The organism is Pseudomonas sp., assembly GCF_035497915.1.
In the GTDB taxonomy this organism is placed as follows: domain Bacteria; phylum Pseudomonadota; class Gammaproteobacteria; order Pseudomonadales; family Pseudomonadaceae; genus Serpens.
Genome location: NZ_DATJCS010000051.1, coordinates 20,285 through 44,783 on the forward strand (window position 1 = coordinate 20,285; position 24,499 = coordinate 44,783).

General features: G+C 64.8%; 26 protein-coding genes and 5 tRNA genes. 29 read left to right on the top strand and 2 right to left on the bottom strand.

The genetic code is table 11. The features are described 5' to 3' along the window. Window position 1: 1 nt before the first annotated feature. From fdhF to VL129_RS15240, 15 genes are all read left to right on the top strand, one after another. On the top strand, window positions 2–2,089 hold the full coding sequence (fdhF, locus tag VL129_RS15170) for a formate dehydrogenase subunit alpha (RefSeq protein ID WP_325414152.1): 2,088 nt from the start codon (window positions 2–4) through the stop codon (window positions 2,087–2,089). Beyond that, the gene (locus VL129_RS15175) at window positions 2,076–3,086 is read left to right on the top strand and encodes a 4Fe-4S dicluster domain-containing protein (RefSeq protein ID WP_325414153.1); all 1,011 of its coding nucleotides are present in this window, start codon (window positions 2,076–2,078) and stop codon (window positions 3,084–3,086) included. The genes fdhF and VL129_RS15175 overlap by 14 nt, the downstream gene beginning before the upstream one ends. Further along, window positions 3,083–3,925, top strand: a complete 843-nt coding sequence (locus VL129_RS15180) for an FAD/NAD(P)-binding protein (protein ID WP_325414155.1) — start codon at window positions 3,083–3,085, stop codon at window positions 3,923–3,925. The genes VL129_RS15175 and VL129_RS15180 overlap by 4 nt, the downstream gene beginning before the upstream one ends. 86 nt (window positions 3,926–4,011) lie before the next feature. Continuing rightward, window positions 4,012–4,917, top strand: a complete 906-nt coding sequence (locus tag VL129_RS15185) for a universal stress protein (protein WP_325414157.1) — start codon at window positions 4,012–4,014, stop codon at window positions 4,915–4,917. 19 nt (window positions 4,918–4,936) lie between these two features. Further along, complete coding sequence (locus VL129_RS15190; RefSeq protein ID WP_325414159.1) at window positions 4,937–5,602, top strand: dienelactone hydrolase family protein; 666 nt, start codon at window positions 4,937–4,939, stop codon at window positions 5,600–5,602. 176 nt (window positions 5,603–5,778) lie between these two features. Continuing rightward, window positions 5,779–6,339: an RNA polymerase sigma factor gene (locus VL129_RS15195; protein WP_325414160.1), complete on the top strand. Its 561-nt coding sequence runs from the start codon at window positions 5,779–5,781 to the stop codon at window positions 6,337–6,339. Beyond that, window positions 6,332–6,709, top strand: a complete 378-nt coding sequence (locus VL129_RS15200; RefSeq protein ID WP_325414162.1) for an anti-sigma factor family protein — start codon at window positions 6,332–6,334, stop codon at window positions 6,707–6,709. The genes VL129_RS15195 and VL129_RS15200 overlap by 8 nt, the downstream gene beginning before the upstream one ends. Next, window positions 6,706–7,170: a periplasmic heavy metal sensor gene (locus tag VL129_RS15205; protein WP_325414164.1), complete on the top strand. Its 465-nt coding sequence runs from the start codon at window positions 6,706–6,708 to the stop codon at window positions 7,168–7,170. Before VL129_RS15200 ends, VL129_RS15205 begins: the two co-directional genes overlap by 4 nt. A gap of 73 nt (window positions 7,171–7,243) precedes the next feature. After that, window positions 7,244–7,732, top strand: coding sequence for a hypothetical protein (locus tag VL129_RS15210; protein ID WP_325414167.1), 489 nt, complete (start codon window positions 7,244–7,246; stop codon window positions 7,730–7,732). Window positions 7,733–7,816: 84 nt separating this feature from the next. Then, window positions 7,817–8,485, top strand: coding sequence for a phosphoribosyltransferase (locus VL129_RS15215; protein ID WP_325414169.1), 669 nt, complete (start codon window positions 7,817–7,819; stop codon window positions 8,483–8,485). A gap of 152 nt (window positions 8,486–8,637) precedes the next feature. Further along, window positions 8,638–9,282: a response regulator transcription factor GacA gene (gacA, locus tag VL129_RS15220; RefSeq protein WP_325414171.1), complete on the top strand. Its 645-nt coding sequence runs from the start codon at window positions 8,638–8,640 to the stop codon at window positions 9,280–9,282. 4 nt (window positions 9,283–9,286) lie between these two features. Beyond that, window positions 9,287–11,110 carry an excinuclease ABC subunit UvrC gene (gene uvrC, locus VL129_RS15225; RefSeq protein WP_325414434.1) on the top strand — a complete coding sequence of 608 codons (1,824 nt, stop codon included), beginning with the start codon at window positions 9,287–9,289 and terminating at the stop codon, window positions 11,108–11,110. A 33-nt stretch (window positions 11,111–11,143) separates the two neighbouring features. After that, window positions 11,144–11,704: a CDP-diacylglycerol--glycerol-3-phosphate 3-phosphatidyltransferase gene (gene pgsA, locus VL129_RS15230; RefSeq protein ID WP_325414173.1), complete on the top strand. Its 561-nt coding sequence runs from the start codon at window positions 11,144–11,146 to the stop codon at window positions 11,702–11,704. Between the two features lie 61 nt (window positions 11,705–11,765). Further along, a tRNA-Gly gene (locus VL129_RS15235) sits at window positions 11,766–11,841 on the top strand. A gap of 41 nt (window positions 11,842–11,882) precedes the next feature. Next, window positions 11,883–11,956 (top strand) — tRNA-Cys (locus VL129_RS15240). 179 nt (window positions 11,957–12,135) lie between these two features. Here the strand turns inward: VL129_RS15240 and VL129_RS15245 are convergent. Beyond that, window positions 12,136–12,221 (bottom strand) — tRNA-Leu (locus VL129_RS15245). Window positions 12,222–12,446: 225 nt separating this feature from the next. On the opposite strand from VL129_RS15245, the gene VL129_RS15250 reads away from it, so the two are divergent. From VL129_RS15250 to galU, 3 genes are all read left to right on the top strand, one after another. After that, entirely contained in the window at window positions 12,447–13,385 is a 939-nt protein-coding gene (locus VL129_RS15250; RefSeq protein WP_325414175.1) for a DNA replication terminus site-binding protein, read from the top strand. A gap of 63 nt (window positions 13,386–13,448) precedes the next feature. Next, complete coding sequence (locus tag VL129_RS15255) at window positions 13,449–13,682, top strand: hypothetical protein (RefSeq protein WP_325414177.1); 234 nt, start codon at window positions 13,449–13,451, stop codon at window positions 13,680–13,682. Window positions 13,683–13,772: 90 nt separating this feature from the next. After that, window positions 13,773–14,612 carry a UTP--glucose-1-phosphate uridylyltransferase GalU gene (gene galU / locus VL129_RS15260; RefSeq protein ID WP_325414179.1) on the top strand — a complete coding sequence of 280 codons (840 nt, stop codon included), beginning with the start codon at window positions 13,773–13,775 and terminating at the stop codon, window positions 14,610–14,612. A 15-nt stretch (window positions 14,613–14,627) separates the two neighbouring features. Here the strand turns inward: galU and VL129_RS15265 are convergent, their stop codons facing one another. Next, window positions 14,628–15,068: a VOC family protein gene (locus VL129_RS15265; protein WP_325414182.1), complete on the bottom strand. Its 441-nt coding sequence runs from the start codon at window positions 15,066–15,068 to the stop codon at window positions 14,628–14,630. Between the two features lie 76 nt (window positions 15,069–15,144). On the opposite strand from VL129_RS15265, the gene gorA reads away from it, so the two are divergent. The 11 genes from gorA to VL129_RS15320 all read left to right on the top strand — a co-directional run bounded on the left by gorA (window position 15,145) and on the right by VL129_RS15320 (window position 24,407). Continuing rightward, a complete protein-coding gene (gene gorA / locus VL129_RS15270) occupies window positions 15,145–16,497 on the top strand; it encodes a glutathione-disulfide reductase (protein ID WP_325414184.1) in 1,353 nt (450 codons plus the stop codon). Window positions 16,498–16,583: 86 nt separating this feature from the next. Beyond that, window positions 16,584–16,660 (top strand) — tRNA-Val (locus VL129_RS15275). 227 nt (window positions 16,661–16,887) lie between these two features. Next, complete coding sequence (gene thrS / locus VL129_RS15280) at window positions 16,888–18,810, top strand: threonine--tRNA ligase (RefSeq protein ID WP_325414186.1); 1,923 nt, start codon at window positions 16,888–16,890, stop codon at window positions 18,808–18,810. Further along, entirely contained in the window at window positions 18,810–19,358 is a 549-nt protein-coding gene (infC, locus tag VL129_RS15285; protein ID WP_325414188.1) for a translation initiation factor IF-3, read from the top strand. The genes thrS and infC overlap by 1 nt, the downstream gene beginning before the upstream one ends. Before the next feature lie 61 nt (window positions 19,359–19,419). Next, window positions 19,420–19,614, top strand: a complete 195-nt coding sequence (gene rpmI, locus VL129_RS15290; RefSeq protein WP_027591536.1) for a 50S ribosomal protein L35 — start codon at window positions 19,420–19,422, stop codon at window positions 19,612–19,614. A gap of 30 nt (window positions 19,615–19,644) precedes the next feature. Next, a complete protein-coding gene (gene rplT / locus VL129_RS15295) occupies window positions 19,645–20,001 on the top strand; it encodes a 50S ribosomal protein L20 (protein WP_325414191.1) in 357 nt (118 codons plus the stop codon). A gap of 160 nt (window positions 20,002–20,161) precedes the next feature. Beyond that, on the top strand, window positions 20,162–21,178 hold the full coding sequence (pheS, locus tag VL129_RS15300) for a phenylalanine--tRNA ligase subunit alpha (RefSeq protein ID WP_325414193.1): 1,017 nt from the start codon (window positions 20,162–20,164) through the stop codon (window positions 21,176–21,178). Window positions 21,179–21,217: 39 nt separating this feature from the next. After that, window positions 21,218–23,596 (top strand): phenylalanine--tRNA ligase subunit beta, encoded by a 2,379-nt coding sequence (pheT, locus tag VL129_RS15305; protein WP_325414194.1) that lies wholly within the window; start codon window positions 21,218–21,220, stop codon window positions 23,594–23,596. 3 nt (window positions 23,597–23,599) lie between these two features. Continuing rightward, window positions 23,600–23,902, top strand: a complete 303-nt coding sequence (gene ihfA / locus VL129_RS15310; protein ID WP_027591532.1) for an integration host factor subunit alpha — start codon at window positions 23,600–23,602, stop codon at window positions 23,900–23,902. After that, window positions 23,883–24,248, top strand: coding sequence for a MerR family transcriptional regulator (locus VL129_RS15315; protein WP_325414197.1), 366 nt, complete (start codon window positions 23,883–23,885; stop codon window positions 24,246–24,248). Before ihfA ends, VL129_RS15315 begins: the two co-directional genes overlap by 20 nt. Window positions 24,249–24,330: 82 nt before the next feature. Continuing rightward, a tRNA-Pro gene (locus VL129_RS15320) sits at window positions 24,331–24,407 on the top strand. The last annotated feature ends 92 nt before the right edge of the window (window positions 24,408–24,499 follow it).

The following is a 24,499-nucleotide window of genomic DNA, read 5'->3' on the forward strand; positions in this document are numbered from 1 at the left end:
AATGCCTGTGGTGCCGAGCATCTGCACCTTCTGTGGCGTCGGCTGCGGTCTGGGCCTGCGTGTCGAGGAGGGGCGGGTGATCGGTGTCGAGCCGCAACCCGGGCATCCGGTCAGCGAAGGTCAGCTGTGTGCCAAGGGCTGGGCGAGCAGTTTCGCCGTCGAGCCGGCCGGGCGGCTGCGCGAGCCGCTGGTGCGGGAGCACGGACGGCTGCGCCCGGCCAGCTGGGACGAAGCGCTGGCCCGCACCGCCGAGGCCTTCCAGCTGGCGCTGGAGGAACTGGGGCCGGCCGGCGTCGGGGTGATCAGCTGCGCCCATGCCAGCAACGAGGACAATTACGCGGCGCAGAAATTCGCCCGCGCGGTGCTGGGCACCCACAACATCGACCATTGCGCGCGGATCTGCCACAGCCCGTCGGTGGCCGGCCTGGGCCGCACCCTGGGCTCCGGGGCGATGAGTGGCGGCATCACCGACATCGACCAGGCCGACCTGATCCTGGTGATCGGCGCCGACGTCACCGAGAACCACGCCATGATCGGCGCGCGCATGCTGCGCGCCCAGGCGCGCGGCGCCATGCTGATCGTCGTCGACCCGCGCCGCACGCGCCTGGCGCGGCTGGCGGACATCCATCTGCAGCTGCGCCTGGGCAGCAACATCGCGCTGCTCAACGGCCTGTTGCACCTCATCCTCGCCAATGGCTGGGAGGATCGCGCGTTTCTCGCCGCGCGCTGCGAAGGCGAGGCCGCGCTGCGCCATCACCTGGCCGGTTTCGATCTGGTGCAGTGCTGCGCGCAGACCGGGCTGTCGCTCGCCGAGCTGGAGCGGGTGGCCTACGCGTTCAGCCATGCCCGCGCCGCCTTCACCGCCTACGGCATGGGCATCACCCAGTTCCAGAGCGGCACCAACAACGTCATCGCGGTCTCCAACCTGGTCCTGGCCTGCGGCCAGATCGGCCGACCGGGGACCGGCATCAACCCGCTGCGCGGCCAGAACAACGTGCAGGGCGCCTGCGACATGGGTTGCCTGCCGGATGTCTATCCCGGCTACCAGTCGGTTGCCGACCCCGTGGTACAGGCGCGCTTCGCCGCTGCCTGGGGCCGCCCGGCACCGGCGTTGCCGGGGCTGACCTCGCTGGCCATGAGCGAGGCGGCCCGCCAGGGGCAGCTGCGCGCGCTGATGGTGATGGGCGAGGAGCTGGTAGTGACCGACCCGGACCAGAACCAGCTGTTGCGCGCGCTGCAGGCCCTGGATTTCCTGGTGGTGGTGGAACTGCGCCTGAGCGAGACCGCTCGGCTCGCCGACGTGGTGCTGCCGGCCGCCGCCTTCACCGAGAAGGACGGCACCTTCACCAACTGCGAGCGCCGTGTGCAGCGTATCCGCCGGGCCGTGGCGCCGCCCGGCGGGGCCCGCGCCGACTGGCGGATCCTTTCCTCGCTGGCGGCGCGCATGGGCTACTCCGGCATGGACTGGCCGGATGCGGAGGCGGTATTCGCCGAGATGACGGCGCTCACCCCGCTGTTCTCCGCCATGGATTATCCGGCGCTGGATGCCGCGCACGGCCTGCAATGGCCCTGCGACGCCGCGCATCCACAGGGTTCGCCGCGCCTGCATGAACAGGGCTTCCCGCGCGGGCGCGGGCGCCTGCTGCCGGTCAGCCAGGTGGCGCTCGACGAGGTGCCGGATGCCGAGTATCCGTTCGCCTTCACCACGCATCGCCTGCATTTCCACTACGGTGGCGGCGCGATGACCCGGCAGTCGCCGCTGCTGGAGCGGGAGACGCCGCTGGCGCTGCTGTTCATGCACCCGGCCGATGGCGTGGCGCTGGGCTTGAACGAGCGCCAGGCGGTGCGGGTGCGCTCGCGGCGCGGCCGGCTGGAGACCCGGGTACACCTGACCGACGACGTGCCGCCGGGCACCCTGGCCATGCCGTATCACTTTCGCGAGGCGCCCTGCAACCAGCTGACCAATCCGGCCCAGGACCCGATCAGCCACATGCCTGAGCTCAAGGCTTGCGCCGTGGCGGTCGAGCCGCTGGCGGCGGGAGCGATCCCCCAGGCGACGGTACGGGGAACACGCCATGGACGCCGTTGAACTCGACCGTCCCGAGCGGCTGCGCGCCTGGCTGGCTCGCCAGCGCACCGTGCATGAGGTGCGCGCCGACGGGCAGGGCGGTTGGCACTGGCAGGCGCTGGCGGCGGACGATACCGCCCCGTTCGATCCGCCTGCGGTGCTGCCGCCGTTTTCCGCCAAGGGCTTCTTTTTCGCCGAGCGCGAGCGGCTGTTTCGCTTCGATGGCGGGCAATTCCTCGGCCTGATGCCGGCGGTGCGTCCGCAGGTGCTGTTCGGCCTGCACGCCTGCGATCTGCGCGCGGTTGCCTATCAGGATCGTTTCTTCGCCGCCGATCCCCATTACCAGGCCCGCCGCCGCGCCAGCCTGCTGGTCGCGCTGGAATGCCGGCACAGTTGCGTGGGCGGCTTCTGCAGCCTGGTCGGCAGCGGACCCCGGGTGCATGACGGCGACGCCGATCTGATCCTGCTGTCCCTGTCGCAGGGCTGGCGGCTGCTGGTCGCCTCCGCAGCCGGTGCCGACGCGTTGCGCGGCTTCGATGCGCCGGCGGCGCCGGACGATGGCGAGGCGGAGCGCCAGGAAAATGCCCGGCGGGTGGCGGCCGAGCAGGGCCCGCAGACGGAGGTGGCGCGGGGCATCCAGGCGCTGCACGCCGGTCGCATCTCCGAAGACGCCTGGGAGGCGGTCGGCCTGCGCTGCCTCGGTTGCTCCGGCTGCACCACGGTCTGCCCGACCTGTTCCTGCTTCGCCCCGCTGGAAGTGGCGGACGAGGAGGGCGGCGTCGCGCGCGAGCGGGTCTGGGATTCCTGCCTGTACGAGGCGTTCCAGCGCGAGGCCAGCGGCCACAACCCCACCGCCAGCGCCGGTCAGCGGGTGCGGCGCTTCTGGTACCACAAGTTCGGCGAGGCGTTCCGCGAGCAGTTCGACGCCTATGGCTGCGTGGGCTGCGGGCGCTGCGACCGGGTCTGTCCCGGCGGCATTGGTGTCCACGGCGTCATGGGCCGGGTGGCGAAGCCATGATCGACGCGACGCCGCGCCGGCTGTGGCTTGAGCATGGCTATGCGGACAGCGAGGACACCCGCCACTTCACCTTTCGCCTGGACGCTCCGCACACCGGCGATGCCGCCGTGCGCCCCGGGCAGTTCTTCATGCTCTGCGTGCCCGGCGTCGGCGACGCGCCGTTCACCTATGTGCGGCCGCCCGGTCCGGACGGCCGCTTCAGCGCGCTGGTGCGCCGGATGGGACGGGTGACCGGCGCGCTGTTCGCCTGCGCGCCGGGTGCGCTGCTGGGCTATCGCGGCCCGTTCGGTCACGGCTGGCCGCAAGACTTGCCGGCGGGTGGCCGGGTGCTGGCGGTGGCGGGTGGTTGCGGCCTGGCGCCCCTGGCTGGACTGGTCGAGGATGCCTGTGCGCCGGATGCGCCCTGGCGCCTGACGCTGCTGTACGGCGCGCGTCACGCCGCAGCCCAGGTACTGGGCCGGGAACGGGCACGCTGGCGCACCGTGCTGCCCCTGTTCGAGAGCTTCGATCAACCACCGCCTGGCCAGCGACCCGGTACGCCCCTGGACCATCTCGATCGACTGTTCGCCGCAGGGAGCGTGGACGCGCTGCTGTGCTGCGGCCCGGAGCCGCTGATGCTGGCCAGCGCTCGCGAGTGCCTGCGGCGCGGCCTGGCCGCCGAGCGCATCTGGCTTTCCCTGGAGCGGCGCATGCACTGCGCCGACGGCCAGTGCGGGCATTGCTATCTGGGCGCCAGTTACGTCTGTCGCGACGGCCCCACCTACCGCTACGACCATTACCTGCGCCTGCTGCGGGCGAGCGGCGCCGATGCACTGCCGGCGGCGCCCGGCTATTGCTGAGACGCCGCTTGACCGGTGGCGCGGGATGCACCGGCATTCGCACCTATGCTCACAGTGCCGTCGGGCGACAAAAGGGAGGAAATGCCATGGGCCACTATCAGCGGTTGTTGACCGTCGTCGATCTGCGTCAGCGGCATTCTGCCGCTCTGCAACGGGCGGCCGTGCTGGCCAGGGAAAGCGACGCGGCCCTGCATGTGCTGGCCTGCATCGAGCCGCCCTGGTCCTGGCCGCTGCTGGAACATGAAGTGCGTGACAAGACGCGGGACGGCTTCCTGCTGGAGGCCCGGCAGCAGCTCGACGCCCAGTGCGGCCCACTGCGCCATCAGGGGCTGAATGTCACCTCGCAGGTGATCTGGGCGGCCGATCCGCACGCCGAGATCCTCCGCTATGTGGAGGAAATGCAGCCGGACGTGGTGCTCAAGGACGTCGAGCAGGTCAGCGAGCTGCGGCGCACCTTCACCACGCCGCTGGATTGGCAATTGCTGCGCGACTGTGCCGCGCCGCTGCACCTGGTGGGCGAGGGCGGTCATGCGCATCCAAAGCGGATCGCAGCGGCGGTGGACACCGCCAGCGACAAGACCCCGGACAGCCCACTGAACCGGCGCATCGTCGAGGCGGCCAACACCCTGGCGCTGCAGTGCGATGCCGAACTGCACCTGGTGCACGCCTTCGATCCGATGGCGGTGTTTCTCGGCGACTTCAGCGGCTTCAGCGCCTCCTGGGCGGACCTGGCCGGCGATCTGCAGGCCAGCGAGCGCAGCGATTTCCTGCACTTCGCCGATGAATGCGGCGTGCCGCAGGATCGCCGCCATTTCCTGCTCGGTCCGCCGACCCTGACGCTCGTCGAGTTCACCCGCGAGGTGGGCATCGACGTGCTGGTGATGGGGCGTATCCAGCGCCGGGGGCTGCAGCGTTATGTCGGCAACACCACCGAGCACCTGCTCTACCAGATGCCCGGCAGCGTGCTGGCGATTCGTCCGGAAACCACCTGATGTAGCGAGGAGAGGGCCCATGCAGAACCTGGAACCGATGTCGCTGTTCCTGACCCTCGACGATGCCGGCCTGGCGGCCGACCTGCTGCGTCCGCCCGAGGCGCGCGGGCTGGTGGTGTTCGTGCACGGCAGCGGCAGCGGGCGGCGCAGTCCGCGCAACCAGCAGGTGGCGCGGGCCTTTGCCGCGCGCGGGCTGGCCACGCTGCTGTTCGATCTGCTCACCGAGGACGAGCAGCGCATCGACGCGCTGACCCGCCGCCTGCGTTTCGATATTCCCCTGCTGGCGCGGCGCATCGTCGGGGTGATCGACTGGCTGGAGCGGGACCCGGAGCTGGCCGCTCTGCCGCTCGGCCTGTTCGGTGCCAGCACCGGTGCCGCCGCCGCGCTGATCGCCGCCGCGCAGCGCGCGCAGGTGGTGCGCGCGGTGGTCTCGCGCGGCGGACGCACCGATCTGGCCCGCGAATCGCTGGATGGCGTGGCGGCGCCGACCCTGCAGATCGTCGGCGAACGGGATCACGAGGTGCTGGCGCTCAATCGCGAGGTCGCCCATCACCTGCATGGCGTCCAGCAGGTCACAGTGGTGGCCGGCGCAACCCATCTGTTCGAGGAGCCCGGCGCGCTGGAGGAGGTGGCGCGCCTGGCCGGCGACTGGTTCGAGCGCTTTCTGGCCCAGGCGCAGGGCTGAACGGATTGGTCGCAGCCCCGCTGGCTTAACCGAAGCTGAATGGCGCGTTTTCTTGATCGCGATCCAGTGTTGCGTGCGCGGCGTTGAGTGACCCTGCCGGCGCTTCCGGGAACCTTTTACCGCCGTGTTCGTTACAGGCCCGGAGCATCCTTCCAGACGGGTGAGATGGGCGCGACATGCAACGCACGGATGAGGAACTGATCGAGCAGGCGCAGGCGGGCAATCGCCAGGCGTTCGGCCTGCTGATGCGGCGTCACCAGGCCGGGGTGCTGCGCTTCGTGCGCCGCCTGCCGGGGAGCAGCGTCGACGCAGCAGATATCGTCCAGGAAACCTTCCTCAAGGCCTGGCAGGCGATCGCCCGCTGGCGCCCGGAGGCGCGCTTTCGCACCTGGCTGTTGCAGATTGCACGTAATACCACCCGTGATGAATGGCGCCGTCAGGTGCGCCAACCCTCGGAAGCACTGGAACAGGGTGATCAGCCGGCGGACCCGGCGCCGTCGCCGGTGCGCCAGTTGCAGGTCGAACGCCGGCTGCGCCAGCTGGAGCAGCTGCTGCAGCGTCTCCCGGCCGAACAGCGCGAGATCCTCCTGCTGCGGGAAGTGGAGGGCTTGTCATATGCCGAGTTGTCGAGTGCCCTGGGTATCCCGCCGGGCACGGTGAAGTCGCGTCTGGCCAGGGCCCGCGAAGGGTTGCTGGAACACTATCGACAGGAACCGGGGGAATCCCTGCATGACTGAACATCTCGATCCGGACGCGCTGTCCGCGCTGCTGGATGGCGAGCTGGACACCTTCCAGCGTCCACAGGCGGAGGCGCATCTGCACGGCTGCGCCCGATGCCAGGCGCGTTTCGCCGAGCTGCGCGCGCTGGGCGATGCCTTGCGCGCCTTGCCGAGGCGCGCGCGACGAGCGCCCCGCGCGCGCCGCCTGCCGCTGGCCCTGGGCGCCGCGGCGTCGCTGCTGCTCGGCCTGCTGCTGGGCTCCACCTTCACCACGCCGCAGCGGCCGGATGCGTTCGCGCCGGCGCTGCTGGCGGTGCTGGGTAGCGCGCCCCCTGGCGGGCTGTGCGCCCGCCCCGAATTCTGCCAACCCCAAGGAGTTACACGATGAGTGCCCATTTTCCACGCCGCCTGCTGGCGGTTTCCCTGCTGGTCAACCTGGGCGTGCTGATCGCCGCGCTCTGGTCGCAACTGGCCAGCGACGGCTTGCCGGTGCCTTCCGGCGCCCAGACCAGCCTGACCCGCGATCTGCAGCTGAGCAGCCAGCAGCTGCAGCGCTGGCATGACGCCGAGGCGCCATTCCTGGCCCTGCTGCGGGCCTCTTCCGAGGCGATTGGCGAGCAGCGCGACCGCCTGATTCGCGGAATCTTCGCCGCCGAGACGGATGCCGCCGGGATCGAAGCGGCGCGGATGCGGATCGCCGAGCTGCAGGGGGAGCAGCAGCGGCTGGTGATCGAGCAGTTGCTGCGCGAGCGGGAAATTCTCCAACCGGCGCAGCGCGAACGACTGGCGACCATCCTGCTCAGCCAGCCGATCGGCCCGGTCGGTTTCGATCAGTTGCACCGGGATTGAGACGGAACATTTTCCGCCGCCCGGCGTTACAGGTTCGACACCGCTTCAGGTGTTCCATTAACGAGATAAGGACATGACCATGCATTACCGTTCGCTGTTGCTGCCGCTGCTGCTGGGCAGTCTTTCCCTGGGTACGGCCACTGCCAGCCTGGCGGCCGGCGGCCACGATCATCATCAACAACACGGCGACAGCGTTCAGACGCTGCGCCTGGACAACGGCAAGCGCTGGGTCACGGATGCGCCGCTGCGCAAGGCCATGGGCGAGCTGGGCTCGGCGCTGCATGCCACGCATGACGCGATCCACCAGGACCGTCTGCCGACGGCGGAGTACGAGCGGCTGGCGGCGCTGGTGAACGATCGGGTGGCCTACATGGTGAAGAACTGCTCGCTGCCGGAGCAGGCCGACGCGCAGTTGCACCTGGTCATCGCCTCCCTCCTGGCCGGCGCCGAGGAGATGGCCGGTCACGGCGGTGAGGGGCGGCGCGCCGGGGCGGTACGGGTCATCATGGCGCTGAACGACTATGGCAGCCATTTCGATCATCCCGGCTTCAAGCGCTTCTGATCCTCCGATCAGGGGACCGGCTGTGGCCGGTTCCCGCCTTCTATGCTGGAGCATGAACCGCTGATCCTCACCAGGTGGCCAGTCATGCCCAAGCCCTCGCTGGAAGTTCCCATCCCCGATCGTGTCGCCGCGGGCCGTGCGCTGGCCGAGCTGTTGGCCGGGCAGGGAGGACCTGAAACGCTCGTGCTGGCGCTGCCCCGTGGCGGGGTGCCGGTGGCGTTCGAGGTCGCCGAGGCACTGGGATGTCCACTGGACCTGATGCTGGTGCGCAAGCTGGGCGTGCCCGGGCATAGCGAGCTGGCCATGGGCGCGATCGCCAGCGGCGGGGTGCGCGTGCTCAACGAGGATATCCTGCGCTCCCTGGGCATCGGCGAGGTGGAGATAGAGGCGGTGGAGCGGCGCGAGGCCGAGGAGCTGGCCCGACGCGAGCGCGTCTACCGGGGTGAGCGGGCCGCGCTGGAGGTGCGGGGCAAGCGGGTGATCCTGGTCGACGATGGCATCGCCACCGGGGCGACCATGCGTGCCGCCGTCCAGGCGGTGCGCAAGCTGGGTGCCGCGCACGTCACGGTGGCGGTGCCTGTGGGCGCGCAGGAGACGCTGGCCGTGCTGCGCCACGAGGCGGACGAGGTGATCTGTCCGCTGGTTCCCGAGCCGCTGTGGGCCATCGGTCGCTGGTACCGCGATTTTTCGCAGACCTCGGATGAGGAAGTGATCGATCTGCTGCGTCGCGCCTGGACACGTCACAAGCGTTGATCTGAATCATCCCTGCGGCATGAAAAACACTCCTGCATGTCGGTAGCCGCACAGCGCAAGCGCGCTAACTAGGCGAAGTACGCGCTTTTTTGCTAGGGTTCGGCCCACACGAAGAAGCCGTCGGCTGAGCGGCCGAGTGAACGAGGTGCGTCTTGATAAGGCTGCTGGTTGTCGATGATCACGATCTGGTGCGGGCGGGCATTATCCGCATGCTGGCCGATATCCGGGATCTTCAGGTCGTGGGGGAGGCGGATTCCGGTGAGGAGGCGCTGCGCAAGGCCCGCGAGCTGAAGCCCGACGTGGTGCTGATGGACGTACGCATGCCGGGCATCGGCGGGCTGGAAGCCACCCGCAAGCTGTTGCGCAGTCATCCCGACATCAAGGTGGTGGTGGTAACCGTCTGCGAGGACGATGTGTTCCCGACCCGCCTGCTGCAGGCAGGCGCTTCGGGCTACCTGACCAAGGGCGCCGCACTGGAGGAAATGGTCCAGGCGATCCGCCACGCTTTCGCCGGCCAGCGCTACATCAGTCCGCAGATTGCCCAGCAGCTGGCGTTGAAGTCCTTCCAGCCGCAGAACCAGGGTTCGCCGTTCGATCAGCTTTCCGAGCGGGAAATCCAGATCGCCCTGATGATCGCCGGCTGCCAGAAGGTGCAGAGCATCTCCGACAAGTTGTGCCTGTCGCCCAAGACGGTGAACACCTACCGCTACCGCATTTTCGAGAAGCTGGCCGTGACCAGCGACGTGGAGCTGGTGCTTCTGGCCGTGCGCCACGGCATGGTGGATGCCACCAGCTGACATGATGCCTTCCGTGTTCGACCCGGCTGCCTTCCTGGCGGCCTGCAGTTCCCATCCGGGCGTGTACCGGATGTTCGATGTCGAGGGCAAGCTGCTCTACGTCGGCAAGGCCCGCAACCTCAAGAAGCGCCTCTCCAGCTATTTCCGCACGACTGGCCTGGCGGTGAAGACCGCCGCGCTGGTGTCTCGTATCGCCCAGGTGGAAACCACCATCACCGCCAACGAGACCGAGGCACTGCTGCTTGAGCAGACGCTGATCAAGGAGTGGCGGCCGCCGTACAACATCCTGCTGCGCGACGACAAATCCTACCCCTACGTGTTTCTCTCCGACGGCGACTACCCGCGGCTGGGCATTCATCGCGGCGCCAAGAAGGCGAAGGGTCGCTACTTCGGACCCTATCCCAGCGCCGGGGCCATTCGCGAAAGCCTGGCCTTGCTGCAGAAGGCTTTCCTGGTGCGTCAGTGCGAGGACAGCTATTTCCGCAATCGCACCCGACCCTGTCTGCAGTACCAGATCAAGCGCTGCAAGGGACCCTGTGTCGGCTTGGTCAGCCCAACCGAATATGCCGAGGACGTACGCCACTCGGTGATGTTCCTGGAAGGGCGCAGCAATGCGCTGGCCGCTGAATTGACTGGTGAAATGGAACAGGCCGCGATGAGCCTGGAGTTCGAGCGCGCCGCCGAGCTGCGCGACCAGGTCGGCATCCTGCGGCGCGTCCAGGATCAGCAGAGCATGGAAGGCGGCAGCGGCGATGTGGATGTCATCGCCGCCATCGTCAATCCGGGCGGCGCCTGCGTGCACCTGATCAGTGTGCGTGGCGGGCGGGTGCTGGGCAGCAAGAATTTCTTCCCGCAGGTGGCGATCGAGGAGGACAGCGCCAGTGTGCTGGCTGCCTTCCTGGCGCAGTATTACCTGGGCAGCAGTGAGCGGGATCTGCCGGCCGAGCTGATCGTCAATGCCCAGCATGAGGACTTCCCGACGCTGCTGACCGCCATCGCCGAGCTGCGTGGCCGCGAGCTGAGCATCAGCGTGCGGGTGCGTGGCACCCGGGCGCGCTGGCAGCAACTGGCAATCACCAATGCCGAGCAGGCGCTGGCCGCCCGCCTGGCCAATCGGCAGCATACCGCGGCGCGCTTCGAGGCCCTGGCGCAGGCGCTCGCCCTGGAGGAACAGCCGACCAGGCTGGAGTGCTTCGATATCAGTCACTCCAGCGGCGAGGCGACGGTGGCTTCCTGCGTGGTGTTTGGTCCGGAGGGGGCGCTGAAGTCCGACTATCGGCGCTACAACATCGAGGGTGTGGCGCCCGGTGATGACTATGCGGCGATGCACCAGGCGCTGACCCGGCGCTTCGGCAAGCTCAAGGAGGGGGAGGGCAAGGTTCCCGACATCCTGCTGGTGGATGGCGGCAAGGGCCAGCTCAACATGGCGCGCGACGTACTGCAGGAAATGGCCGTGGGCGACATGCTGCTGCTGGGGGTGGCCAAGGGCGTGACCCGCAAGCCGGGGCTGGAAACGCTCTATCTCAATGACGCGGAGCACGAGTTCACCCTGCCGGCCGATTCGCCGGCGCTGCACCTGATCCAGCAGATCCGCGACGAAGCGCACCGTTTCGCCATCACCGGGCATCGCGCCCGACGTGGCAAGGCACGGCGCACCTCGACGCTGGAAGGCATCGCCGGTGTCGGGCCGACGCGCCGCCGTGAACTGCTCAAGCACTTCGGTGGTCTGCAGGAGCTGAGCCGCGCCAGCATCGAAGAGATCGCCAAGGCACCCGGCATAAGCAAAAAACTGGCCGAGTCGATTTATGCCGCCCTGCACAGTGAGTAGAATGCCTGGCCACCCCGCCGCCCAAGCCTGCCCATGAATATCCCCAATCTGCTCACCGTCCTACGCGTACTGCTCATTCCGGTCTTCATCCTGCTGTTCTATCTGCCGTTCTCCTGGAGCTACTGGGCGGCTAGCGCGGTATTTGCCCTGGCGGCGGTGACCGACTGGTTCGATGGCTACCTGGCGCGGCGTCTGGAGCAGAGCACCCCATTCGGTGCCTTCCTCGATCCGGTGGCCGACAAGCTGATGGTGGCCGTGGCCCTGGTGCTGCTGGTGGAAGAGCATGCCAATCTCTGGCTGACCCTGCCGGCGGCGATCATCATTGGTCGGGAAATCGTGGTTTCTGCCTTGCGCGAATGGATGGCCGAGCTGGGCGCCCGGGCTCAGGTGGCGGTGTCCCAGTGGGGCAAATGGAAGACCGCCGCGCAGATGGTCGCGCTGGTCATCCTGCTGGCCAACCCAGCGGTGTTCACGGTCTGGGTGTTGCTTGGCTACGGCCTGCTGTTCGTTGCCGCTGGGCTGACGCTGTGGTCGATGTGTCAGTACCTGCTGGCTGCCTGGCCGCATCTGCGGGTCACCCCGGAAAAGAAATAAGTTTTTTGAATCAAAGGCTTGACGGCCTCATTGGAAACGATAGAATGGCGGCCGTCACCAAGCGGGAATAGCTCAGTTGGTAGAGCACAACCTTGCCAAGGTTGGGGTCGCGAGTTCGAGTCTCGTTTCCCGCTCCAATTTTTGATGTCGGCGCCGCATATGCGGCGCTTTCATTTGAGGCCGGGTGGCAGAGTGGTCATGCAGCGGATTGCAAATCCGTGTACGCCGGTTCGATTCCGACCTCGGCCTCCACTATTGAAAAGCCCCGTAGATTCAGGTCTACGGGGCTTTTTCATTTGCGTATCAATAATTCCCAATCGTTTCCCCCGGCACTTGCGCGCGCTGGCATTTATGGCGAGGGATCAGGATTGAGGGGAGGCTCAGCATCTCCTCTGGGGGGGGCGGAGGTGCCGTTGGGGCGAGGGATATTCTGGTGCCCGAAGCCGGACTCGAACCGGCACACTCTTGCGAGCGAGAGATTTTAAGTCTCCTGCGTCTACCATTTCGCCATTCGGGCAGCGGGGTAGAAAGACGCCGGACTATATACAGGCGCCTTGGCTTAGGCAAGGTGACGCAGGTACACGCGTTCTTGAAACTCCCGGAGTTTCAATGTGTTGTGCGTTCTTCGAAGAGACCTGGCAGAGATAAGGCTGGCAATTTTTAATACCACCCCTTATGTATACCTGGTCTTTCCCCTCTCTCCCTGTCCAAGTCGACAGGGCAGGGTTCGCTGGAGTGCGCCATGTACGATGACATCCGTAATGCCCATGCCGAGCTGCGCGAGGCGCTGGTGAGTTTCAATGCCCAGTGGCCGGAGCAGGTGGTCTCGGGTGTAGCCTGGCGGTTGCCGCTGCTTCGGGAGCAGAGGGCGCCGGATGTGATTCCGGTCGAGCGCCTGACCGGCAGCGAAGCCATTCAGGCGGCGCAGGCGGCTCTGGCCATGCTGGAACGGGAGGCGGGGCAGGCTCCGGGTACGGTGATGCGCTTGCCGGGCTTTTTCGAGGTCAGGGACTGTCTGCTGGGTCAGGTGCAGGAAATCAACCGCCTCAAGGATGCGCTTGTCGCGACGGTGGAACACACCCGCCTGGAAATGAATCTGGCGAAATCGGCGCGCCCGCGTCTGCTGCGCGCGGCCCTGGGCGCTGGGTTTTCCATGATGCAGGTGTCCCGGCACATCCAGGCCTTCGACGCGGCGCCGCGTCTGCTGGTGTTCACCTGGGCGGGGCATACCGCAGGCGCGGAAAAAATCCTGGTGAAGGACGTCCGCGAACTGCTGGCGGTGCGCGCCGAGCAGCAGGCTGCGGAGGCGCGCTGCGAGGCACGGCGTACCCCGGCGGGGCTGGAGTTGCAGGGCATTGCGAACCTGGCCGATGAGCAGGTGCTGCACCGTTACAAAAAGCTCGCGCCTCATCCGCGACTCATGCTCTGGTTCGGTGAGGCCACGCGTTACGACGCCATGGTGCATGCCAACCTGCCGGTATTCATTCGCGCGGGTGGTGAGCCGAAAGTTCGTGAGCTGGGGGATTTCGATCGCGCGGTGCGCCAGGCCGAGCGTCCGGATCGCAAGCCGAGAGTTGCGGTGATTCCGCGCCTGAATCTTTATCTGCCCACGACGTCGCCCGCGACGCCGGCGCGCGCTTCTCGCCGTCTGGAAGCGGTGGCCTCGACCTACAAGGGCTGATCAGGCGAGCGTTTGCCCGATTCCGCTGTCCATTGCCAGACGGCAGTGGTGGAGGGTGGTCGGATGATCTTCAGGCATTTCGAACGTTATGAGGCCGTGGCCTCGGCACTCCCGGTGGAGGGCGGCTATCAGGCGGTGATCGCGGTCAAGACGCGTGACCCTGACGCCAAGCCAGTGGTGCATACCCTGGCGGAGGGTCATCGTTATGACCTGGCCTTCGAGGCCGAGGAGGTTGCGCACGCCGCGCTGGCCAAGCTGAAGGAAGTGAGCGGGCAGGGGGAGTTGCTTTGGGAGTGAGGGAGGCAAAAAGGCGGGCCTTTTCTACACTGTCCGGCTCATCAGGCGGACGCACCGCTTCTTACGACTCTTTCGCGAACAAGGATGGCCATGATCAAGAAATGTCTGTTTCCGGCGGCTGGCTACGGCACCCGATTTCTTCCCGCGACCAAGGCGATGCCCAAGGAAATGCTGCCGGTGGTCAATAAGCCGCTGATCCAGTACGGGGTGGAAGAAGCGCTGGAGGCGGGTCTTACCCAGATCGCCATTGTGACCGGGCGCGGCAAGCGGGCGTTGGAGGATCACTTCGACATCAGCTACGAGCTGGAGCATCAGATTCGCAACACCGACAAGGAACGCTACCTGACTGGAATCCGCCGGCTCATCGACAGCTGCAGTTTCTCGTATACCCGCCAGATCGAGATGCGAGGGCTGGGGCATGCCATTTTGAGCGGCCGCCCGCTGATTGGTGATGAGCCGTTCGCCGTGGTGCTGGCAGATGACCTTTGCCTGAATACCGAGGGCGATGGCGTGCTGGCCCAGATGGTGCGCCTCTACAACCAGTTCCGTTGCTCCATCGTGGCCATCGAGGAAGTCCCGCCGGAAGAGACCTCCAAATACGGGATCATCGCTGGCGAGGCCATTCGCGATGACATCTATCGGGTCAGCAGCATGGTGGAGAAGCCCCGGCCGGAAGATGCACCGTCGAATCTGGCGATCATCGGCCGTTACATCCTCACGCCGGACATCTTCGAGCTGATCGAGCAGACCGAGCCGGGCAAGGGTGGCGAAATCCAGATTACCGATGCGCTGATGAAGCAGGCCCAGCAGGGCTGTGTGCTGGCTTATCGCTTCAAGGGACAGCGCTTCGACTGCGGCAGCGCCGAAGGCTATATCGCAGCCACCAACTTCTGCTTCGAGCACTTCTACAAGGCGGGCAAGGCATTCTGATTTCGGGTATCTGCGTCAGGGGGAAGACCATTCCCCATCGCTTTCCAGTGGCTGGGCGCCGGGTCCCAGTGGCTGGCCAAAGCTGAACTCCACGTAGTTCCCGGCCGGGTCACGCACGCCGCAGTAATAGCCGACCGGGAAGGGGTCGTCCCGGGGCGACCAGATCAGGCAGCCGGCCTGCTGTGCGCGCTTGGCGATCTCATCCACTGCGTCGCGGCTCGGCAAGGCGAAGCCGAAGTGGCTGTAATCGTCCGCAGCCAGGTTGCGAGGGGTGCCGCCCGGCATCATGACGATGACGAACGCCTGTTCGCGGCCGGGTTCGGCCATCCAAACGATGCGCGAACCCTTGGCGGGTCGCTGATGAATCAGCCGAAGCCCGCAGAAGTCGGCATAGAACGCCATGCAGGCGTCAAGATCGGGAACATGCAGGGCGATGTGCGTCAGTGTCGGTCCCATAAGGGTTCTCCTGAGCGAAATGCCCCAGCCCAGGGATGCTGGGGTATGCTGGCGGCCTGAATCAGGAGACAACACTATGGCCTATGATTTCGACCTCTTCGTCATTGGCGCCGGCTCCGGTGGTGTCCGTGCGGCTCGTTTCGCCGCCGGCTTCGGCGCACGAGTGGCGGTTGCCGAAAGTCGTTACCTGGGTGGCACCTGCGTGAACGTGGGGTGCGTACCGAAGAAGCTGCTGGTCTACGGCGCGCATTTCGAGGAAGAACTGCGCCAGGCCAAGGGCTATGGCTGGACGAGTGGTGAGCCTGCGTTCGACTGGTCGACGCTGATCGCCAACAAGAACCGGGAGATCGAGCGCCTCAACGGGATCTATCGCAAGCTGCTGGTCGACAGCGGCGTCAAGCTCCTGGAGGGGCATGCGCGTCTGGTGGGTGGCCAGCATGTCGAGGTGGATGGGCAGCGCTATAGCGCCAGACATATCCTGATCGCCACCGGCGGCTGGCCGCAGGTGCCGGATATTCCGGGTGCCGAACATGCGATTACTTCCAACGAGGCGTTCCATCTCGAACAGCTGCCGCAGCGCGTGCTGGTGGTGGGCGGCGGCTACATTGCGGTGGAGTTCGCCTCCATCTTCCACGGCCTGGGTGCGAAGACCTCGCTACTCTATCGGCGCGACCTGTTTCTGCGTGGCTTCGATGAGAGTCTGCGGATACATCTGCGCGATGAGATGGAAAAGAAGGGCATGGATCTGCAGTTCAACAGCGATATCCGTCGCATCGACAAGCAGGCCGATGGCACCCTCAAGGCGACCCTGGCCGATGGTCGGGTGTTGGAAACCGATTGCGTCTTCTATGCCACCGGGCGCCGGCCGATGCTGGACGATCTGGGGCTGGAGAACACGCGTGTCGAGCTGGATGAGCGGGGCTTCATCCGCGTCGACAACCTGTACCGCACCACGGATCCTTTCGTTCTGGCCATTGGTGACGTGATCGGTCGCGTGCAACTGACGCCCGTGGCGCTGGCCGAGGGCATGGCGGTGGCGCGCCGCCTGTTCAGGCCGGAGGAATATCGCCCGTTGAGTTACGAGCTGATACCGACTGCGGTGTTCTGCCTGCCGAACATTGGCACCGTGGGACTTTCCGAGCAGCAGGCCCGTGAAAAGCACCGTGTGAAGGTCTTCGAAAGCTGTTTCCGGCCCATGAAGCTGAGCCTCACGGATTCCCAGGAGCGCACGCTCATGAAGCTGGTGGTGGACGCCGACAGTGAGCGGGTGCTGGGCTGTCATATGATCGGACCGGAGGCCGGTGAAATCATCCAGGGCCTGGCGGTGGCGATGAAGGCCGGCGCCACCAAACGCGATTTCGACGACACCCTGGGAATCCACCCGACCGCCGCGGAGGAGTTCGTCACCATGCGCACCGCGCGTGAGTGATTCCCAAAAAATTTGCGGATTCAGGATGTTAGCGAAAAAACTGATTGACAGGCCGAAGGCTGTGCGTAGAATGCACGGCCATCGGAAGGCACATAGCTCAGTTGGTTAGAGCACCACCTTGACATGGTGGGGGTCGTTGGTTCGAGTCCAATTGTGCCTACCAAATTCCAAGAAAGGGTCGCCGCAAGCGACCCTTTTTTTATGGCTTGCTTGCCAGATGTCTGGCTTTCTGGAAGCATCCGCGACTTCGATTTTCCAGTGCTCCGGTTCGACGGGTCGGGCCTCAGGCCTCCTGCCACAGTGCGGCGGGTTGTTCCGGCGGATCGCTTTACTGGCTCATCCCAACCCATGTGGCCTTTGGTAGGGGTCACCACTAGGAGAGGAGGCGCCATGCCCATCATTACTCTTCCCGACGGTAGTCAGCGTTCATTCGATCATCCGGTCAGCGTGGCCGAGGTGGCGCAGTCCATTGGCGCGGGCCTGGCCAAGGCGACGATCGCCGGCAAGGTCAACGGTCGCCTGGTCGATGCCTGCGACCTGATCGAAAGCGATGCCACCCTGCAGATCATCACGTCGAAGGACGAGGAAGGGCTGGAGATCATCCGTCACTCCTGCGCCCACCTGGTGGGGCATGCGGTCAAGCAGCTCTATCCGAACGCCAAGATGGTCATCGGGCCGGTGATCGACGAAGGCTTCTATTACGACATCGCCATCGATCGCCCCTTCACGCCGGAAGACATGGCGGCGATCGAGGTGCGCATGGCCGAGCTGATCGCCAAGGATTACGATGTCATCAAGAAGATGACGCCGCGCGACCAGGTCATCGAGGTCTTCAAGGCGCGTGGCGAAGAGTACAAGCTGCGCCTGATCGACGACATGCCGGACGAGAAGGCGATGGGCCTGTACTACCACGAGGAATACGTCGACATGTGCCGCGGTCCGCACGTGCCGAATACCCGTTTCCTCAAGGCCTTCAAGCTGACCCGCATCTCCGGCGCCTACTGGCGTGGTGACTCGAAGAACGAGCAACTGCAGCGCATCTACGGCACCGCCTGGGCCGACAAGAAGCAACTGGCTGCGTATATCCAGCGCATCGAGGAAGCCGAGAAGCGCGATCACCGCCGTCTGGGCAAGCGTCTGGGGTTGTTCCACACCCAGGAAGAAGCGCCCGGCATGGTGTTCTGGCACCCGAACGGCTGGAGCGTGTATCAGGGGCTGGAGCAGTACATGCGCCAGGTCCAGCGCGACAACGGCTATGTCGAGGTGCGCACGCCCCAGGTGGTTGACCGCATTCTCTGGGAGAAGTCCGGGCACTGGTCGAACTACGCCGAGAACATGTTCACCACCTCCTCGGAAAACCGCGACTATGCGGTCAAGCCGATGAACTGCCCGTGCCATGTGCAGATCTTCAACCAGGGCCTGAAGTCCTACCGCGATCTGCCGTTGCGCATGGCCGAGTTCGGTGCCTGCCACCGCAATGAGCCGTCCGGCGCGCTGCACGGCATCATGCGGGTGCGCGGCTTCACCCAGGATGACGCGCATATCTTCTGCACCGAGGATCAGGTGCGCCAGGAGGCGGCCGACTTCATCCGGCTGACGCTCAAGGTCTACGCGGACTTCGGCTTCACCGATATCGCCATGAAGCTATCGACCCGACCGGCCAAGCGCGTTGGCTCCGACGAGCTGTGGGATCGCGCCGAGGAGGCCTTGGCGCAGGCGTTGAACGAATCCGGCCTTGACTGGGAGTACCAGCCGGGCGAGGGTGCCTTCTACGGCCCGAAGATCGAGTTCACCCTGCGCGACTGCCTGGGTCGCAACTGGCAGTGCGGTACCCTGCAGTACGATCCGAATCTTCCGGAGCGCCTGGATGCCAGTTACATCGCCGAGGACAACCAGCGCAAGCGCCCGGTCATGCTGCACCGGGCGATCCTGGGTTCGTTCGAGCGTTTCATCGGCATCCTGATCGAACATTACGAAGGCTCCTTCCCGGCCTGGCTGGCTCCGACCCAGGCGGTGATCATGAACATCACCGACAAGCAGGCGCCATTCGCCGAGGAAGTCGAGAAAACCCTGAATTCCCAAGGCTTCCGGGCAAAGGTTGACTTGAGAAACGAGAAGATCGGCTTTAAAATCCGCGAGCACACTTTGCTCAAGGTTCCCTACCTCCTCGTTATTGGAGACCGGGAAGTTGAGACACGATCCGTCGCAGTGCGCACCCGCGAAGGCACTGATCTGGGCAGCATGCCCATCGAGCAGTTCCGCGAGTTGCTGACACAGGCGGTTTCCCGGCGTGGTCGCCAAGCATCGGAGTAATGACTATTAAGCGTGAAATGAGACAAGACAAACGGGCACCCAAGCCTCCGATCAATGAAAACATCAGTGCTCGTGAGGTCCGTCTGATCGGTGCGGACGGCGAACAGATCGGCATCGTCTCCATCGACGAAGCCCTGAGAGTCGCCGAAGAGGCAAAGCTGGACCTGGTGGAGATCTCCGCCGAGGCCCTGCCTCCGGTTTGTCGCATCATGGATTACGGCAAGCACCTGTTCGAAAAGAAGAAGCAGCAGGCTGCAGCCAAGAAGAATCAGAAACAGATTCAGATCAAGGAAATCAAGTTCCGTCCAGGAACCGAGGATGGGGACTATCAGGTCAAGCTTCGCAACCTGATCCGCTTCCTCAGTGAAGGGGACAAGGCCAAGGTATCCCTGCGATTCCGCGGTCGTGAGATGGCTCACCAGGAGCTGGGCATGGAGCTGTTGAAGCGGGTCGAAACCGACCTCGCCGAATACGGCACCGTTGAACAGCATCCCAAGCTGGAAGGACGCCAGCTGATGATGGTCATCGCTCCCAAGAAGAAAAAATAACTACCAGGGCACTGGCAGGCCTTGCAGTTATTTGTAAGCACTCAGCTACGGAGTACCGAACATGCCAAAGATGAAAACCAAGAGTGGTGCCAAGAAGCGCTTCAAGCCGACCGCAAACGGCTTCAAGCACAAGCACGCTTTCAAGAGCCACATCCTGACCAAGATGACGACCAAGCGTAAGCGTCAGCTGCGGGGCACTTCGCTGATGCACCCGTCTGACAAGGCGAAGGTCGAGCGCATGCTGCGCGTTCGTTAATCCGGTCAAGATATCTAGAGGACTTTACTCATGGCTCGTGTTAAGCGTGGCGTCATCGCCCGTGCTCGTCACAAGAAGATTCTGAAGCTCGCCAAGGGCTACTACGGCGCACGCTCGCGCGTGTTCCGCGTTGCCAAGCAGGCGGTGATCAAGGCAGGCCAGTACGCCTACCGTGACCGTCGTCAGCGGAAGCGTCAGTTCCGCGCTCTGTGGATCGCTCGTATCAACGCCGGTGCTCGTCTGAACGGTCTGTCCTACAGCCGTCTGATCGCTGGCCTGAAAAAAGCGGCCATCGAGATCGACCGCAAGGTTCTGGCCGATCTGGCAGTGAACGAAAAGACCGCCTTCGCCGCGATCGTCGAGAAAGCCAAAGCCACTCTGGCCTAACTTCCCCGGCAATGCCGGACTTGTCCGGAGCGAAGCGTCAACGATAGGGGAAGAGCCTTAGGCTCTTCCCCTATTTTGTATTGGAAGGGGCTCTTGCAAAAACGCCTGTGCCGCGATGGCGCGACCCGGGTGGTTCTGCAAGATCCTCGGGAGGATGTAAATGGAAAATCTCGATGCACTGGTCGCCCAAGCGCTGGAGGCCGTGCAAGGCAGCGTAGACGTCAACGCCCTCGAACAGATCCGGGTGCAATACCTCGGCAAGAAGGGCGAGATCACCCAGATGATGCAGACTCTGGGCAAGCTCTCAGCGGAAGAGCGTCCCAAGGCCGGCGCACTGATCAACGCCGCCCGCGACCAGGTACAGGGTGCACTGGCTGCACGCAAGGCCGATCTGGAAGCATCCGCCCTGCAGGCCAAGCTGGCCGCCGAGCGTATCGATGTGACGCTGCCCGGTCGGGGGCAGGTGTCCGGTGGCCTGCACCCGGTCACCCGTACCAAGGAGCGCATCGAGCAGTTCTTCACCCATATCGGCTACAGCGTGGCCGAGGGGCCGGAAGTCGAGGATGACTACCACAACTTCGAAGCGCTCAACATTCCCGGCCACCACCCGGCCCGGGCCATGCACGATACCTTCTACTTCAACGCCAACATGCTGCTGCGCACCCATACCTCGCCGGTGCAGGTGCGCACCATGGAAAGCCAGAAGCCGCCGATCCGCATCGTCTGCCCGGGACGTGTGTACCGGTGCGATTCGGATATCACCCACTCGCCGATGTTCCACCAGGTCGAGGGTCTGCTGATCGACAAGGGCATCAGCTTCGCCGACCTGAAGGGCACTATTGAGGAGTTCCTGCGGGTGTTCTTCGAGAAGCCGCTGGGCGTGCGTTTCCGCCCCTCGTTCTTCCCGTTCACCGAGCCCTCCGCCGAAGTCGATATGCAGTGCGTGATGTGCTCGGGCAAGGGCTGCCGCGTCTGCAAGCAGACCGGCTGGCTGGAGGTGATGGGTTGCGGCATGGTGCACCCGAACGTGCTGCGCATGTCTGGAATCGATCCCGAGGAGTTCCAGGGCTTTGCGTTCGGCATGGGTGTGGAGCGTCTGGCCATGCTGCGTTATGGCGTCAATGACTTGCGCCTGTTCTTCGACAACGACCTGAGGTTCCTGGCGCAATTCCGCTAGGCCCGCGTCCGACACGAACCGAACAGGAGAGAACAGAAGATGAAATTCAGTGAACAGTGGCTGCGCAGCTGGACCAACCCCGCAGTCGATCGCGACGCGCTGGTGGCCAAGCTGTCCATGGTGGGTCTGGAAGTCGACAGCGTCACTCCGGTGGCTGGTGCCTTCCACGGTGTGGTGGTGGGCGAGATTCTCAGCGCCGAGCAGCATCCCGATGCCGACAAGCTGCGTGTCTGCCAGGTCAGCAACGGCAGCGAAACCTTCCAGGTGGTCTGCGGTGCGCCCAATGCCCGTGCCGGCATCCGGATTCCCTTTGCGATGATTGGCGCCGAGCTGGGCGACGATTTCAAGATCAAGAAAGCCAAGCTGCGGGGTGTGGAATCCTTCGGCATGCTCTGCTCGGCCTCCGAGCTGAAGGTCAGCGAAGATAACAGCGGCCTGATGGAGCTGGCTGCCGATGCTCCGCTTGGCATGGATATCCGCGAGTATCTGGGTCTGGATGACGTGGTCATCGAGATCGGCCTGACCCCCAACCGTGGTGACTGTCTGTCCCTGGCTGGCTTGGCCCGCGAAGTGGGTGCCATCTACGGCAGCGACGTGAAGCCGGTGGCGATCCAGTCGGTGGCGCCTGCCCACGATGAAACCCGTCCGGTGGAGCTGCTGGCCCCGCAGGCCTGTCCGCGCTACCTGGGGCGTGTCATCCGCAACGTCGACCTGAGTCGTTCGACGCCGCTGTGGATGGTCGAGCGCCTGCGTCGCTCCGATATTCGCAGCATCGATCCGGCCGTCGACGTCACCAACTACGTGATGCTGGAACTCGGCCAGCCCATGCACGCCTTCGATCTGGCCGAGATTCGCGGCGGCATCCGGGTGCGTATGGCGGAGCAGGGCGAGAAGCTGGTTCTGCTGGACGGCCAGGAAGCCACGCTGACGGCGGACACCCTGGTGATCGCCGACCACGAACGTCCGCTGGCCATTGCCGGTGTGATGGGCGGCGAACACAGCGGTGTGAGTGCGCAGACCCGCGACCTGTTCCTGGAGTCGGCGTTCTTCGATCCGATTGCCCTGGCCGGCAAGGCGCGTGGCTATGGCTTGCACACCGACGCGTCCCATCGCTTCGAACGCGGCGTGGATTTCGAACTGGCCCGTCAGGCCATGGAGCGCGCCACTTCGCTGCTGTTGGAAATCGTCGGCGGCGAAGCCGGCCCGGTCGTCGAGGCTGTCAGCGCGGCCGATCTGCCCAGCCGTGAAGCTGTAACCCTGCGCAACGATCGCATTACCCAGATGCTGGGTCTCGAATTGGAAGCTGCGCTTGTGGAGCGCCTGCTTAACGCGCTGGGCTTGGGTGTGAGCGCCAAGGGTGAGGGTGTATGGGAAGTTCGCATTCCCAGCCATCGTTTCGACATCGCCTTGGAAGTTGATCTCATCGAGGAGCTGGGTCGCCTCTACGGTTATGATCGCCTGCCGGTCCGCTATCCGCAGGCGCGCCTGGCTCCCCAGGCACGGGCAGAAGCCCAGGCCGAACTGCCGGCGCTGCGCCGCTTGCTGGTCGCCCGGGGTTATCAGGAAGCCATCACCTACAGCTTCATCGATCCCAAGCTGTTCGCCCAGTTCAATCCCGAGGCGAGCCCGCTGCTGCTGGCCAACCCGATCTCCGCCGATATGGCCGCCATGCGCGCCTCGCTGTGGCCGGGCCTGGTCAAGGCGGTGCTGCATAACCTCAACCGTCAGCAGAATCGCGTGCGCCTGTTCGAAAGCGGTCTGCGATTCGTGGGTCAGCTCGCCGAACTCCGGCAGGAGTCCATGCTGGCGGGTGTGATCACTGGCAACCGTCTCACCGAATCCTGGAGTCATGGGCGCGAGAGCGTGGACTTCTACGACCTCAAGGGGGATGTTGAAGCGCTGCTGGCTGCCGCAGGCGATGCGGGGGCCTTCCGTTTCGTCGCCGGTGAGCATCCGGCACTGCATCCTGGACAGTGCGCGCGCATCGAAAGGGAAGGACGCACCGTCGGTCACATGGGTGCCATTCATCCGCAGCTGGCCACCGAGCTGGGCATCGAGCAGCCGCTGTTCCTCTTCGAACTGCAACTGGCCGGTCTGGCTGAAGGCAAGCTGCCTGTATTCAGTGAGCTGTCGCGCTTCCCGGAAGTGCGTCGCGACCTGGCGCTGCTGGTGGATCGCGACACGCCGGCCGAGGAGCTTCTGAGCTGTATTCGAGAGAGCGCAGGGGATTACCTGACGGATCTCAAGCTGTTTGACGTCTATCAGGGCAAAGGCATTGATCCGCTTCGTAAAAGCCTGGCGGTCGGCTTGACCTGGCAGCATCCTTCGCGCACTCTTAATGACGATGAGGTGAGTGCCGCAACCCAGACTATCCTCACCTCGCTGGGAGAAAGGTTCAACGCCACGTTAAGGATGTAGCGTATGGGGGCTCTGACGAAAGCTGAAATGGCTGAACGTCTGTATGAAGAGCTGGGCCTGAACAAGCGAGAGGCCAAGGAATTGGTCGAGCTGTTCTTTGAGGAAATTCGTCAGGCCCTTGAGCAGAACGAACAGGTCAAACTGTCCGGGTTCGGCAACTTCGATTTGCGCGACAAACGTCAGCGCCCCGGGAGAAACCCGAAAACGGGCGAGGAGATCCCCATCACGGCGCGCCGTGTGGTGACCTTCCGCCCGGGCCAGAAGCTCAAGGCCAGGGTTGAAACCTATGCCGGAAGCAAATCCTAAAGGCGGCACGGACGACCTGCCGCCCATTCCGGGCAAACGCTACTTCACCATTGGCGAAGCCAGCGACCTTTGCGCCGTCAAGCCCCATGTCCTGCGCTACTGGGAACAGGAATTTTCCCAGCTCAGCCCGATGAAGCGGCGGGGCAATCGCCGTTACTACCAGCGCCAGGATGTGCTGGTCATCCGCCAGATTCGCTCCCTCCTTTATGACCAGGGCTTCACCATCAGTGGCGCCCGACAGAAGCTTTCGGGTCAGGAAGCCATCGACGACACCACGCAAACACGCCAGCTGATCCGCCAGACTCTCAGCGAGCTGGAAGATGTGCTGCGGGTTCTACGAAGATAATCACGGCCGGCAAAAAAAGCTTCCGTTTATCAGATGCTTACTATATAGTGCGCACCACTTCCAGCGAGGCTGGTAGTAATGTCGGGGCGTAGCGCAGCCTGGTAGCGCACTTGCATGGGGTGCAAGGGGTCGAGTGTTCGAATCACTCCGTCCCGACCAAAATCCAAAAACCCAACCATCGTCAGATGGTTGGGTTTTTTTATGTTCGTCAGGAAAGGTCGTTGACCTAGGCTGGGGGTGCGTAACCGAGC